At 63.3% G+C, this 12962-nt stretch carries 12 protein-coding genes and 1 tRNA gene; 7 read left to right on the forward strand and 6 right to left on the reverse strand.

Going from position 1 to position 12962, the window contains the following annotated elements:
• Nucleotides 1–32: 32 nt before the first annotated feature.
• The 3 genes from B3M53_RS11400 to B3M53_RS11410 all read left to right on the forward strand — a co-directional run bounded on the left by B3M53_RS11400 (nt 33) and on the right by B3M53_RS11410 (nt 1886).
• Entirely contained in the window at nt 33–791 is a 759-nt protein-coding gene (locus tag B3M53_RS11400; RefSeq protein ID WP_022699767.1) for an NAD kinase, read from the forward strand.
• 67 nt (nt 792–858) lie between these two features.
• The gene (locus B3M53_RS11405) at nt 859–1356 is read left to right on the forward strand and encodes a response regulator (RefSeq protein ID WP_022699768.1); all 498 of its coding nucleotides are present in this window, start codon (nt 859–861) and stop codon (nt 1354–1356) included.
• A 38-nt stretch (nt 1357–1394) separates the two neighbouring features.
• Nucleotides 1395–1886: a hypothetical protein gene (locus tag B3M53_RS11410; RefSeq protein ID WP_022699769.1), complete on the forward strand. Its 492-nt coding sequence runs from the start codon at nt 1395–1397 to the stop codon at nt 1884–1886.
• Nucleotides 1887–1940: 54 nt separating this feature from the next.
• On the opposite strand, the gene B3M53_RS11415 is transcribed toward B3M53_RS11410, so the two are convergent.
• The 3 genes from B3M53_RS11415 to B3M53_RS11425 all read right to left on the reverse strand — a co-directional run bounded on the left by B3M53_RS11415 (nt 1941) and on the right by B3M53_RS11425 (nt 5193).
• The gene (locus B3M53_RS11415; protein WP_022699770.1) at nt 1941–3095 is read right to left on the reverse strand and encodes a DUF2336 domain-containing protein; all 1155 of its coding nucleotides are present in this window, start codon (nt 3093–3095) and stop codon (nt 1941–1943) included.
• Between the two features lie 86 nt (nt 3096–3181).
• The gene (locus B3M53_RS11420; protein ID WP_233345974.1) at nt 3182–3982 is read right to left on the reverse strand and encodes a hypothetical protein; all 801 of its coding nucleotides are present in this window, start codon (nt 3980–3982) and stop codon (nt 3182–3184) included.
• A 56-nt stretch (nt 3983–4038) separates the two neighbouring features.
• Nucleotides 4039–5193 (reverse strand): NAD(P)/FAD-dependent oxidoreductase, encoded by a 1155-nt coding sequence (locus B3M53_RS11425; RefSeq protein ID WP_273020505.1) that lies wholly within the window; start codon nt 5191–5193, stop codon nt 4039–4041.
• Between the two features lie 71 nt (nt 5194–5264).
• Between B3M53_RS11425 and B3M53_RS11430 the strand changes: the two genes are divergently transcribed.
• On the forward strand, nt 5265–5681 hold the full coding sequence (locus B3M53_RS11430) for a DUF6491 family protein (RefSeq protein ID WP_273020506.1): 417 nt from the start codon (nt 5265–5267) through the stop codon (nt 5679–5681).
• A 29-nt stretch (nt 5682–5710) separates the two neighbouring features.
• On the opposite strand, the gene B3M53_RS11435 is transcribed toward B3M53_RS11430, so the two are convergent.
• The gene (locus B3M53_RS11435) at nt 5711–6364 is read right to left on the reverse strand and encodes a hypothetical protein (RefSeq protein ID WP_022699774.1); all 654 of its coding nucleotides are present in this window, start codon (nt 6362–6364) and stop codon (nt 5711–5713) included.
• 294 nt (nt 6365–6658) lie between these two features.
• On the opposite strand from B3M53_RS11435, the gene B3M53_RS11440 reads away from it, so the two are divergent.
• Complete coding sequence (locus tag B3M53_RS11440; protein WP_273020507.1) at nt 6659–8185, forward strand: bifunctional aminoglycoside phosphotransferase/ATP-binding protein; 1527 nt, start codon at nt 6659–6661, stop codon at nt 8183–8185.
• Between the two features lie 44 nt (nt 8186–8229).
• Here B3M53_RS11440 and B3M53_RS11445 read toward each other — a convergent pair.
• Both B3M53_RS11445 and B3M53_RS11450 read right to left on the reverse strand, forming a co-directional pair.
• Nucleotides 8230–8306: transfer RNA gene (locus B3M53_RS11445), tRNA-His, on the reverse strand.
• A gap of 115 nt (nt 8307–8421) precedes the next feature.
• Complete coding sequence (locus B3M53_RS11450; protein WP_022699776.1) at nt 8422–9213, reverse strand: M48 family metallopeptidase; 792 nt, start codon at nt 9211–9213, stop codon at nt 8422–8424.
• Nucleotides 9214–9391: 178 nt separating this feature from the next.
• On the opposite strand from B3M53_RS11450, the gene B3M53_RS11455 reads away from it, so the two are divergent.
• Both B3M53_RS11455 and B3M53_RS11460 read left to right on the forward strand, forming a co-directional pair.
• Nucleotides 9392–11428 carry an AsmA family protein gene (locus B3M53_RS11455; protein ID WP_273020508.1) on the forward strand — a complete coding sequence of 679 codons (2037 nt, stop codon included), beginning with the start codon at nt 9392–9394 and terminating at the stop codon, nt 11426–11428.
• 119 nt (nt 11429–11547) lie between these two features.
• Nucleotides 11548–12962: gamma-glutamyltransferase family protein (locus tag B3M53_RS11460; protein ID WP_414690723.1), on the forward strand; the 1415-nt coding region annotated here is incomplete at its 3' end.

The raw sequence follows: 12962 nt of genomic DNA on the forward strand, positions 1-12962 counted from the left end.
AGCGCCTTTACGGCGAGCTGACAGGAGCCGTTATGCGCCTGGCCTACCACGCCTCTGATCGTGACGACGCCCAAGCGGCCAAGGCCGAACTGATCAACCGCTATGGCGAAAGCGAGCTTCTGGACGCAGACGTTTTGATCGCCCTGGGCGGCGACGGCGTCATGCTGGATGCGCTGCATTCCGTCATGGGACGCAAGATCCCGGTGTTCGGCATGAATTTCGGGTCGGTCGGCTTTCTGATGAACGAGCCATGCGTTGAGGACCTGATCGCACGCCTTGAGCAGGCCGAACGCGCAGAGATTCATCCCCTGCGGGCCATTGTCCGTGACACCCAGGGCCAGACCTTCGAAGCCTTGGCGATCAACGAGGTCTCCTTGTTGCGCGAGACCCGGCAGACCGCCAAGATCCGCGTCAGCATTGACGGCAAAACGCGGCTTGAAGAACTGGCGGCGGACGGCGTTCTGGTGGCCACCCCCGCAGGATCCACAGCGTATAACTTCTCCGCTCACGGGCCGATCCTGCCGCTGGATGCGACCTTGCTGGCGCTGACGCCGATCAGCGCTTTCCGGCCCCGGCGCTGGCGTGGCGCATTGTTACGGCAGTCTTCAATGGTTCGCTTTGACGTCCTGGAGCCACGCAAGCGCCCGGTGGCCGTGGTCGCAGACAACAAGGAATTTCGTGACGCCGAGACTGTCACCATCTGCCAGGCGCCCGGACACACCCTGACCATGCTGTTTGACAAGGGTCGGGCGCTGGATGAGCGCATCCTGCTGGAGCAATTCGCCACCTAACCTTTTGGCTTACCCGGCATTAAAGTCTGACTGGTAGCAAAAGGGATACGCTGGCAGGGAGCCCGGTTTGAAACCGAAGGACGCCTATCTCGCACTGGACCGCATGACCGTGGCGATTGTCGATGACAACGCCGCCATGCGCGGGATTCTGCGCACCATTCTGAACGCCATGGGCGCGCCGAGAATTTATGAAGCGGGCGATGTGCGGGCAGCCATGGACATACTGCAGCACGAGCATGTGGATTTGCTGATTTGCGATTGGAAAATGAAACCCGTGGACGGCATCGCACTGGTGCGCTGGGTGCGCGATCCGCGCAAGAGCCCCTGCCCCACGCTGCCGATCATGATGCTCACCTGTTATGCGGAAGCCGAGCGCGTCAAAGTCGCCCGCGACGCCGGCGTCACTGAATTCATGGTGAAACCGTTCAGCCCGGAAAGCATTTACCAACACATTTCGGCGATATTCAGAAAACCGCGGCGGTTTGTCGACTCTGACAGCTTTTTTGGACCCGACAGGCGCCGTAAGATAGACTCGCACATCGATGCTGAACGTCGCGGTGCGTAGGGTCACGACGAAGACATGGGAAGCGGAGCCTTCTAAGCATGGCAAAACCTGATAAGTCGGTTGAGATCATCAATCCGCCGAACATGCTCAAGGCCAAGGTCGGCGGAAAACTTCCTCCTGCAGACCAGGCTGCGATTGAGCGCGCTGAGATGGCTCTGGGACAGATCAAACACCAGTTCCAGGACTGGCTGGCTGAAGAAGTCACCAAGATGGAAGCCCTGATCGAGTCTGTCAGTCAGGATGGCCTGCTGGGTGAAAGCGGTGAAATGCTGTTCACGTCCGCCCATGATTTGCGCGGGCTTGGCTCCACTTACGAGTTTCCGATCATCTCGCGCATTTCAGGATCGCTCGCGAAACTGATCGAGACCAAGGAACGTCGCTCGATCGCGCCGCTGGCATTGGTTCGAGCGCACGCCAGTTCGATCCGCGCCGCGCTGATCCAGAATATCCGCACGGAAGACGATCCGGTTGGCCGTCAGCTTGCCGAAGAGCTGGAAACCCAGGTCATCGCACTGGTCGGCGCGGACTGATCCCCGCCGACCTCGCGATTTTTCAATTCAACAAGACGCTTTGCCCGCCCGCACCTAGCTGGCGGCGGACAAGCGCATCTGGCCCAGCTCCGCTTCATCAGCGTCGAGACGGTCCAGGATGTAATCCAGTTCAGCCTGCGGCACGCCCTGGAACTGGGTCAGAATGCGTTCGGCCAGAAGACGACGGAAGCGGACAATGTCCGGTGTTCCGTTCGGGCCAATCTCCAGCGAATGCCAGGCTGAAACCGCAGAACGCGCCACTGGCAAAATACGCTCGGGCATGCCGGCGCGTTTAAACAGAGTCTCAAGCCCCAAAGAACCCGCGTCATGGACCAGCAGCCAGGCTTTTTCATGAGTCACACCGGCCATCTCGGCCATGCAATGCTCAAAAAAGCTCATATGGCCGCGGAAAAGCGAGCGCAGGATCAAGGACGGCGTCAGACGTCCGTTCAGTTGCAATTGCTGCACGAAGCGGCGCGGCTCATCAGACAGCCCCGCCTGCTCCACCAGATCGACCGTCGCGCGCTCACGCGCGCCTTCGGCCAGCTCAACAGCCAGCTGGGCGGGAAGCGCATGCCGGTTTACGAGAGTCTGCATGGCGCTGTCAGAAATATGCGCGATCAGCTTCTCGGTGATGGTGATCGGCAGGCTGTCACGCAGGACGAACTGGTCCAGCACATCCGCATCACCGTCAAACCGGTTGAGCGCGGACGCATAGCCGCGATCATCAAACCGGGCGCCGTTATTGGAGGCCAGAATTTTCACCGCTTCGCGGTCACCGACTTCGACGATCTCATGCACGACGATTTCAGAGACTTCAGACCGGGCCGCAACCGCCGCTTGCCGCCGCGAGGGCGACGTCCGCACGATCTCCACCAGATCTTCATCGCTGAGCACGGGCGATCCTGCGATCACCGGCATGGCGATAGAGTCGATGTCCTGAGCCAGTTTGCGCGCCACATCAGGCGGCAGGTGCGAAGAGCGCTGCAAGGTGACCGAAAGCGAACGGCGCACCAGCTCGGCGGCGTCATCAGCGAGAAGCCGGACGACTTCCGAGCCGATCTTTCGTTCGTCATCGCTAAGGTCCACAGACGCGAAGCGGGCGCAGAATTTGCGGGCAGCCAGCGCGCGGCCTTCTGCATCAGTGGCGTCTGACAAGCGCTGAATATCGTCGCGGGTCAGGCGGGCGCGAAGGGTCTGAACAGTCATGGCAATACGAGCCTCATACTTGGTCTGTTCGCGCCTCTAGGGTCTCAACAAAAAGTTAATGACCTGTTGCGCGAATTATCGCCGATTTATCTTTCGGAAGACGAGCGCTCCGGAGCGCGCAGAGATGCGAGCAGTTCAACCACTGCCGGGGTCAACACACCGTCGCCCACACGGGCCGAGCCGTAAGCGCCCTGCGCATAGCGCGCCCAGGACGCCGCCATTGCGGTCACAGGCGATGAGGCATCCGTGACAGAGGCCACTTCACGGGTCAGCGTGACCGCCTCGCCAGTCAGCTTCTCCATCAGCTCACTGGCTTTGAGCGGGCGCCCGTTGTCATAAAAGACTGGCCGGTTGGCCGCGGCGGCGTTGGGAAACAACTGATCCGCGCGCTGGTTGGGATTGGCTTCAACCCCCTCGATCAGCCGCACCGCCCCCCCTGCGCCCAGAAAATGAGCCGCATAAAGCTCACCGCTGGTGGGTTTGCGCCCGATGGCGGTCTCGATCCGGTTCGCATTCTCCGCCGCCAGCTCGCCCGCCATGACGGACGCAGCTTGCGGATCAAGGCGCAAATTAAGCACCGCCTCCCGCTGGGCCGGGTCAGACACGCGAAACCGCCCGTCCGTATTCTGCTCGATCGACGCCGCCGCATCCCCAAGGCCATGCTCGGCGCCATAGCGCGACACCATCGCGAACCAGGTCTGTTCGATAAACTGGAACATGCCCGCCGCGCTGGAGGTGGTCGCGCGCGCATTGGCGTCAAAGTTGCTCTCGCGCGCCGCAGTGCGCATCAGAAAGTCAAAGTCTGCGCCCGTGCTCTGCGCCGCTCGCGCGATCAGGCTCGAGGGCGACAGCGCATTTGCGCCGGAATTGCTGATTGGATCGGACATGGCTGACACCGCGAATCGTTACTCATCCAGAGTGCCTGCGATGTGGTAAACATTCGTTAAGCCTTCAGCCCCGACCGCCTGGCTGAGAAAAAATCTGCACAGGCGCTTCGCGGGGACGCGCCTAACGCCTGCACCACCAGCTCCGCCATGCCGGGCGCCGTCAGAACCCCGTTCCGGTATGCGCCCAGAGCCAGGTAAAGCCCTGGACTGGCCTCACCCACGATGGGCATGGCGTCAGACGAGCAGGGGCGCAACCCGGCCCAGCTTTCCACCACAGCGCGGCCTTGCAGCGCCGGCAACGCCGCCTGCGCCGCCTTTGTCAGGCGCTCCAGCGTGTCAGGGTCCGTGTCGAGCCCCGCCTGACCCGGTTCAGAGCTGGCGCCGGCGATCAGGCGCCCGCCGGATTTGGCGGCCAGATAGATCGACAAACCGCGCACCACACGCTGGGGAACCTGCAGATCCGTGGCGTCAAAGCGGATCATCTGACCTTTCACAGGCGTGATCTGCGCAAAGCTCGGCATATCAGCAAAGCGCTCCGCCCCAGTCGCCAGAACCACGGCGTCTGCAGCAAGGCGCTCACCCTCCTCCAGGACGACGCCGTTGACCCGGCCGGCGGTCATGTCCAGACCCGTCACGCGGCGCCCCTCCGCAATGTCGCCGCCCCTGGCGCGAATGGCGTCTGACAAGACGCTGCCGAGCGCCCGGTTGTCGAGTTGCGCGTCGCTGGGAAAAAGCAGAGCGCCGCGCGCCCGCGCCAGGGTCGGTTCAAGCCCGGTGAGCGCCTCGCCGCTGATCCGCTCCGCCGTCACACCGAAGCGCTCGGCCAAAGCCTCGGCTTGATCGAGGCGCGCCTCATCAGCCTGGCTGAACGCCGGCGTCACGGCGCCTTGCGGATCATAGCCCAGCGCGACTGCGCTTGCAGCTTGCAGCCTGGGCGCCCAATCCCGCCAAAGCTGTAGCGACTGGCTGAGAAGGTCGGCGTAAGGATCAGTGAGCGGATGGTCGGAATCCAGCTCGAAACAGGTCTCAAATCCCGCCGCCAGCATGCCTCCAGACGCCCAGAGCGCGCCCTGCCCCGCCTTGCCGGCTTCCAGAACCGTGACTCGCACGCCCTTTTCGCAAAGCGCCCAGGCGCTCGCCAGACCCATCGCGCCACCGCCGACGATCACGATGCGTTCGGGCAGGTTTTCAGTTAAACTGCGAGCAGGCATGGGGCGGGCGCATCCACGGGGCGAAGTCATTATCGACCTCTGTGATGTAATCTGAGATGAAAGGCATAGCCATGGGACAAGCTGCAACCGTGCTGGGCGCCGCCCTGCTTACAGCCAGTGTGTTGTCCGGAGCGGCGATGGCGCACTCTCCCTCGACCTCTGAAGACCCGGTCGAACGAACCTGCGTGCGCCTGATCAATATCAATGGCTACACCACGCTGGATGATCGGCATCTTTTATTGTCTGGAGGTGCGAGCCGCCATTATCTGGTGACGACGCAGCGATCCTGTTACGGGCTGGAGCATGGGATGCAGGTCGGTCTCAGCTTTCCCGACACCGCCCGCATCTGCAATGCGTCGCTTGAATATCTGGTGGTTCCTGAAGGGGGGCGTTGCCGCATCCAGTCCATCGAAGCGGTGGACGATGCGCAGGCCGCCCGGCGCCTGATCGACGCACGCGCGGAGCCGTCAGAAGGTGAGAGCCGGTAGAGCGGCGGCCGCTCAGGGGGTGATCTCAGTCAGCTGGCCGCTTCCGCAGTCGCGATCACAGCCTCTTCGCTCTCAGCGCCTTCTTCAAGCACGGACAGGCAATCACGCACGAAGCGCTCGCCGTCATGCTCGGTGCCCGTATCCATCCAGGTCCGCCCCAGCGTCAGGGTGTAAAACTCGATGATCGGACTACGCCAGCGATCCACAGTCCGGGCGCGCTCAGGCGCGCCGCGGGCGCCGCGGGCCGCGCTTTCCAGCGCCAGTTCGTAGACATCGCGCAGATAAGACAAGGTCGAAGGCGCATCCGCCAGCAAAGCCAGGCTGCTGGTCGCTGCGGCCTTGACCTGCCGGTCGCCCTCGCGCAAGGCCGCGGCATGCGCGGAATCAGCCCCGGACTGCCCCGGCTCCCGGAGATCGGGCACAAGCTCGATCAACTCGGTCAGCAGGCACAGGCCTTTGCGCAGATCCTGTCGCAGGCGGATGGTCTGGGTCGGTCGGCCATTGAGCTGCATCTGATCGAGATAGATCTGACCCGCCTCCTCCAGCACCCGCTTCAGGGCGCTGCGGTGCGTGGACGCAATGTCGTGACGCGCGCAAATCCGGTCGAGTTCGGAGTCCGAATAAATCGGATCGCTCTCGATAATGACAAACTGTGTCGTCCCGCCTGAACTCAACCGTCCCATATCCGCCTCTTCGAGCTTAGGGATTCGCGTGAAGAAATAATGGTGTCGCAATTCGCCAGAGTCGCAAGACCCCGCGTTAACGATTTGGGCGGAAGCTGTGGAAGACTTCTCTTTTGTTATATTTCACAGAAGCTTGGAAATCATATTTTCCCGCATTTGGAGAAAGTTCTCCGTGTCGCCGCGCATGATGCGCTCTGATGGCGAGCCTTAAGCGGGCGGCGGATGGATGACAGCGGACCGCAGGCCAGCCTATCGTCACGTTCCCCGCGACCAGACAGGCCGGAGTCGCCTCTCATGCCGGAGCCCGCAGCGCCCCACCCCATCGCCCCGGAACAGGCTGAACTCGTCGCCTTTTTGGGCACGCCGGAGGCGCATGGCGGCGCAACGCCCCAGCGCATCGACACGCACTTGTCGCATGTCTTTCTGGGTCCGCAGACCGTCCTGAAGCTCAAACGCGCCCTCACGCTCGACTTTGTGGATTATTCCACGCCTGACCAGCGCCGGGCGTATTGCGAGCGGGAGCTGGCCGCCAATACACAATGGGCGCGATCGCTGTATCTGGACGTGGCGCCGGTCTGGAAAACGCCCGAAGGGTTCCAGATTGGCGGCGACAGCCCCGGCGACGCCCCGGTTGACTGGCTGGTGCGCATGCATCGGTTCGCGGACGAAGACCGGCTCGACAAGCGACTGGCGGCCGGCAGGCTAACCCTGGCGCAGGTCGAGCGCTTCGCTGATGATCTGGCTGCAAATCATGAGCGCGCGCCGATCTCGGACACACCCACCCTGTCTCAGAACGTTTCAGGGCTAATTGATCAGGTCGCCGGCGATATGGCGGCGGCTGGCGCAACCCCACTCTTTCGCGAAGCCAGCGAGCGCTGGCATGAACGGGCGAGATCCGCGCCGAGAACACACAGGGGCCTGATTGACGCGCGCGGCCAGACCGGCAAGGTCCGCCAGGTTCACGCCGACCTGCACCTGAAGAATGTCTGTGTCTGGCGGGACCGGCTCGTCGGTTATGACGCGCTGGAATTTGACGATGCGCTGAGCACCATCGACGTGCTCTACGACGCCGCCTTCCCGGTCATGGATTTCCTGCACTACAAGGCGGGCTGGGCGGCGAGCGCTTTGCTCACTCGCTATCTCGCCCGGACCCGAGAGTATGACGGCCTGCCCCTGTTTGATCTGTATCTGTCACTGCGCGCCGCCGTGCGCGCCATGGCCAGCGGTCTGGCCGATCAACAGGCCGAGGCCGACGCCTATCTTGATCTGGCGCTTGAGAGTCTCGCCCCCGCGCCCGCACCTCAACTGATCGCTCTGGGCGGCCGTTCAGGGACCGGTAAATCCACCCTCGCCAGCGCCATCGCGCCGACGCTGGGCAAGCGCCCCGGCGCGATCATTTTGCGCAGCGACGTCATCCGCAAGGTGATGGCCGGACAGGCGCCGGAAGCCCCCTTGCCGCCCAGCGCCTACACCCCCGAAACCTCGGCCCGCGTTTATGCCGAACTGGTGAGGCAAGCGAAATCCTGCCTCGCTGCAGGCTATGCCTGCATCCTCGACGCCACCTTCCTGTCCAAAAAATCCGAGGCGAACCTGGCGGACATCACCCAGGATTTCGACGGCGAGGTGAAAACGCTCTGGCTGGAGGCGCCGACAGACGTGCTGCGCGCCCGCGTCGCGGAGCGCCGCGGGGATGCGTCCGACGCCGGCATGGACGTGCTCGAAAAACAATTGCTCGAAGACGAGCCCCAAGGCTGGACCCGCGTCGACGTGTCCGGATCGAGGGATGAGGCGGTCACAGCGCTCAAACATGCGCTGAGCTAGCAAAGATCAAGGCTCTGCTTCTGGTCATCAAATTTTGGAGAAAATGGTACCGCCTCCCTGGATTGAACAGGGGACCTCTAGATCCACAATCTAGCGCTCTAACCAACTGAGCTAAGGCGGCACGCTATGCGCCCTGCCGGGGCCTGGAAGCCCGGTCGGCAGGGCGCGGAAACTAGCGCCGCGCGCGGCGGCGCGCAAGACCCGTGTCTGCGCTTTGCGCACACCCGTTTCAGTGCTCAGGCATAGCCCTGCTCGGCGATATGACGCTCGAGGTTTTCGATACGCGTGGCGTCCGAGGGGTGAGTGGACATCAGCTCAATCGGCCGGCGGGCGTTTTGCGCGGCCTTGGCGCGCCAGAACGCCAGCGCTTCTGACGGACGGTAGCCTGATCGCGCCATGTAATCGACGCCCAGAATGTCCGCTTCCAGCTCGTGCTGACGCGAATAGGGCAAGAGCACGCCATAGGTCACGCCCGTGCCCAGAATGCCGGCCCAGGTGTCGCTGTTCTCCACATTGGCGGCGCCGAGACCGGCGTTCACCACTGCGAGCCCCAGCCCCGCCGCGGCCTGTTGACGCGCGCGTTGGGCGGCGTGATTGCGGCTGAGATGGGCCACTTCATGGCCCATGACCGTGGCCACCTGGTCGTCATTGCTCATGGTCTCGAGAATGCCGCGATAAAAGGCGACCTTGCCGCCGGGCAGCACCCAGGCGTTTTGCTGGTCTGAGTCAAAGACCACGAATTCCCATTGGTATTGGGTCAGCCCCGACGCCGGCACGATGCGCTGGCCCACGCGGCGGACCTTGTTGTTCAGATTGCGGTCCTGGCTGATGCGTTCTTGCTGGCGCGCCTGTTCCCAAGCGGCCTGCGAGGCCTGCATGATCTGGGCGTCAGACACCAGAGCCGCGCCGAAACCGCCATCGGTGGCGCACCCGGCCAGCGGAAACACCGTGCCCGCCGCCAGTCCGACCAGCAATTCACGGCGCCCCATGGTGACGCGCGGCAACGCGTTCAGTTCGTCTTCGGTCATAATGGTCTCCCCCTGTATGATCTTCCGGCCTGTTCGCCATTAAATCGCCGCTTCCAGCCCTTACCTGCTGTGGCCAGACTGAGCGATATGGTGAATCATTGTCGCTCATCGCGGGAAATCCGCAAGCCGGGGACGGGACGCGCCCGCCCCTGAACGCGCTGTTTTTGGAGCTGAGCCCATGCGCCGTCTGATTATCGCCCTGCTCGTTCTGTTCATTCTGGTGATCGGCGTGGCTGTTCTGGCGCCCGCGCTCATCCCCGCAGACCTCATTCGTGAACGCACCCAGACCGCAGCCAGTCAGACCCTGGGGCGCGAGGTGCGGCTGACCGGCGATATTCGCCTGCAAATCCTGCCTCAGCTTCAGGTGCGCGCCCAGAACGCGGAGATCGCCAATGCGCCGGGTTTTGGCGAGGCGCCGTTCGCCGAGATGCAGGAAATGCGGGTGTCGGTGGCGCTGATCCCGCTGTTGTCGCGCCAGGTGGAGATTGAGGAGTTCGTACTGGTCGAGCCGGTGATCCGGCTTCAGTCGAACGCCCGCGGCAATAACTGGACCTTCGGCGACTCCGCTGATCAGACAGCGCAGGCGTCCTCCAGCGACGGCTTCCAGCGCCGGCCCGGCGCCCTGCCCTTTGAAGCCAGTTTTGGCGATGTGCGCATTGAAAACGGCGCCGTCTATTTTGAAGACGGCTCCCAAAGCCGCCGGATCGAAGCGCTGGATCTGAGCGTGGAGCTGCCGTCGGTGGATGACCCCGTGCGCTTGCGCGGTTCGTTTGAAGCGGATGGCCGGCCGATGACGTTCTCCATCGGGCTTGGCTCCCTGCGCGGCTTCTTTGAAGGACAGGAAACGCCCTTCTCAACCACGCTGAACGGTCCCTTGGCGGACCTGACGCTGGAAGGCCGCTTTCTGGAAAGCCAAGAGCTGGCCTTTGACGGCGATGTGGATGTGACTTTGCCGCTGCGGGCGCTGGCGCGCTATCTGGGCGCCGACCTGCCCGATGGCGACATTTTCCGCCAATTCAGCGCCCGCTCGGACCTGTCGGGGGAGCCGGGAATCGTGCGGCTGCGCAATGCCGCCATCCGCTTTGATGATATCGCGGCCAATGGCGACTTGACGCTGAACTCTTCCGGCGCACGGCCGCGCATCACGGGTGATCTGAGCACGGCCATGCTCGACCTCACCCCCTACATCCCCGCCGACAGCGCGCCTCAAGGCAATCGAAACGCCAATGCAGGCGTGTCGCAATGGAGCGATGAACCGATTGATCTGGCGCCCCTGCGCACCATGGATTCAGAGCTGACCATTCGCGCCGATGAGCTGAAAGCGCGCGATATCGAGATCAGCGACGTGACCGCTCTGATCAGTGTGGATCGGGGCCGGATGACGGCGCGTCTGAACAGGTTCCAGCTTTATGGCGGTTCGGGTGAGGCGGTCGCCGTGATCAATGCGCGGTCGAACACGCCCAGCTATTCCTTCAACGCCAGTCTGGACGGGCTGGAGGCGCAGCCCTTCTTGCAGGCGGCGGCGCACTTTGACCGCCTGATCGGCGATGGCGGCATGACCATGGACCTCACCGCCAGCGGCGCCAGCCCGGCGGCGATCATGAACTCGCTCTCAGGTACGGGGCGGTATGATTTCACCGATGGCGCGCTGCGCGGCGTAAACCTGGCCCAGATGATCCGCACGATTCAGACAGCGCTGCAAAACCGCGCCCTGCCCACGGCCTTCGCCGACACCGAGCAAACGGATTTCTCCAGCCTTGGCGGCAGCTTTACGGTCACCAACGGCGTGGTGCGCAATGATGACACGACCATGCTGAGCCCGCTTTTGCGCGTGCTGGGCAATGGCGAAATCGATCTGGGCGGTCAAAACATTGATTACCGCCTCACCGCACGTGCGGTGCAGTCCCTGGCCGGTCAGGGCGGCGAGCTCAACCTTCAGGGGCTGGAAGTGCCGGTGCGTCTGCGGGGCGGTTTCAACTCGGTCTCCGCCGGGATCGACTTTGAAGCCGTCGCGCGCAACCTGCTGCGCCAGCAAGCCGGACGGCTGATCGGCGGTCAGACCGGTGAGAGCGGCGACGGTGAAGAACCCGCATCGCCCGAAGACGTGGTGCGCGGCCTGTTTGGCCAGCTTCTGAACAATGCGCGCAATGATGATGACGACGCCGCAGACGAGCCGACAGACGGAGACGATGAACAAGGTGAGGCGCCGAACTAGGTCTTGATCCTTAGGGCGCGGGCTTATCTACTTGCCCTCAACGCGCAGGCCAGAAGTCTGCCGCACATACGGGGAGCAAGCAGATGAAAAAGATCGCCGCAGCCGGCGTGGTCGCCGCCATGGCTTTTAGTGAATTCGGAGCGTCAGCAGGCGCGCAGGACTTCCATCCCGGCGACCGGGTCAGCGGCGATCATTTCGCCACCCGTTCTCCCGTCACCGCGACGAACGGCATGGCCGCCACCGCGCACCCGCTGGCCACACAGATCGCGCTGGACGTGCTCAAAGCTGGCGGCAATGCGGTGGACGCCGCCATCGCCGCCAACGCGGCTCTGGGACTGATGGAGCCCACGGGCAACGGCATAGGCGGGGACATCTTCGTCATCGTCTATGACCCCGAGACGCGCCAGGTCTATGGCCTGAACGGCGCCGGCCGCTCGCCGATGGGGCTGAGCTATGACGAGGTCGTGGAGATTGTCGGCGAAGACGGCGCCATTCCGCCGCTCGGCGCCATGCCTGTCTCCGTGCCGGGCACGGTGGATGGCTGGTTCGCCCTGCACGAGCGTTTTGGCGAAATGCCGATGGCCGACGTCCTTGCCCCCACCATTCATTACGCGCAGGAGGGTTTCCCCCTCACCCAGACCATCGCCTATTACTGGGACCGCAACATGACCATCCTCGAGAACCGGTTCGCGCAGGACCAGTTCGAGGAGTTCGACAACGCCCGCGCCACCTATCTGACCGAAGACGGCGACGCGCCGCTTGAGGGCGAGATTTTCCGCAATCCCGATCTGGCGAACACCTTGCAACAGATCGCCGAGGGCGGGCGCGACGCGTTTTACGAAGGTGAGATCGCGCGCACCATCGACGCCTATATGCAACGCATCGGCGGCTGGATCCGCTATGAGGATCTCGCCAATCACCGCTCGGAATGGGTCGAGCCGGTCAGCGTCAATTATCGCGGCTATGACGTCTGGGAATTGCCGCCCCAGGGCCAGGGCATCGCCGCCCTGCAAATGCTTCAGATCCTGGAAGACTATGATCTCGCCAGCATGGGCTATATGAGCGCGGACGCGCTGCATGTGCAGATCGAAGCCAAGCGTCTCGCCTTTGAAGACCGGGCGCGCTTTTACGCGGATCCCGACTTCGCCCCGGCCCCGGTCGAGGCGCTGCTGAGCGAAGAGTATGCCGACCAGCGCCGCGCGCTGATCTCCATGGAGCAGGCGATGCAGAGCGTCACCCATGGCGATCCGGCCATTCTCGAAGACGGCGACACCACCTATCTGACGGTGGCGGATGGGAACGGCATGATGGTGTCGCTGATCCAGTCCAATTTCCGTGGCATGGGGTCAGGCCTGGTGCCCGATGGTCTGGGCTTCATGTTCCAGGACCGCGGCGAGCTGTTCAGCCTTGATCCCAATCACCCCAATGTCTACGCGCCGGGCAAACGCCCCTTCCACACCATCATCCCCGCCATGATCACCCAGGACGGCGATGGCGTGATGAGTTTCGGCCTGATGGGCGGCGGCATGCAGCC

This window comes from Oceanicaulis sp. UBA2681, from assembly GCF_002354675.1.
In the GTDB taxonomy this organism is placed as follows: domain Bacteria; phylum Pseudomonadota; class Alphaproteobacteria; order Caulobacterales; family Maricaulaceae; genus Oceanicaulis; species Oceanicaulis alexandrii.

What these genes read in the sequence shown, in the direction of transcription:
- B3M53_RS11400 (WP_022699767.1), top strand. Translation starts at nt 33, where the DNA reads ATGCGCCTGGCCTACCACGCCTCTGATCGTGACGACGCCCAAGCGGCC.
- B3M53_RS11410 (WP_022699769.1), top strand. Translation starts at nt 1,395, where the DNA reads ATGGCAAAACCTGATAAGTCGGTTGAGATCATCAATCCGCCGAACATG.
- B3M53_RS11415 (WP_022699770.1), bottom strand. Translation starts at nt 3,095, where the DNA reads ATGACTGTTCAGACCCTTCGCGCCCGCCTGACCCGCGACGATATTCAG.
- B3M53_RS11420 (WP_233345974.1), bottom strand. Translation starts at nt 3,982, where the DNA reads ATGTCCGATCCAATCAGCAATTCCGGCGCAAATGCGCTGTCGCCCTCG.
- B3M53_RS11425 (WP_273020505.1), bottom strand. Translation starts at nt 5,193, where the DNA reads ATGCCTGCTCGCAGTTTAACTGAAAACCTGCCCGAACGCATCGTGATC.
- B3M53_RS11430 (WP_273020506.1), top strand. Translation starts at nt 5,265, where the DNA reads ATGGGACAAGCTGCAACCGTGCTGGGCGCCGCCCTGCTTACAGCCAGT.
- B3M53_RS11435 (WP_022699774.1), bottom strand. Translation starts at nt 6,364, where the DNA reads ATGGGACGGTTGAGTTCAGGCGGGACGACACAGTTTGTCATTATCGAG.
- B3M53_RS11440 (WP_273020507.1), top strand. Translation starts at nt 6,659, where the DNA reads ATGCCGGAGCCCGCAGCGCCCCACCCCATCGCCCCGGAACAGGCTGAA.
- B3M53_RS11450 (WP_022699776.1), bottom strand. Translation starts at nt 9,213, where the DNA reads ATGACCGAAGACGAACTGAACGCGTTGCCGCGCGTCACCATGGGGCGC.
- B3M53_RS11455 (WP_273020508.1), top strand. Translation starts at nt 9,392, where the DNA reads ATGCGCCGTCTGATTATCGCCCTGCTCGTTCTGTTCATTCTGGTGATC.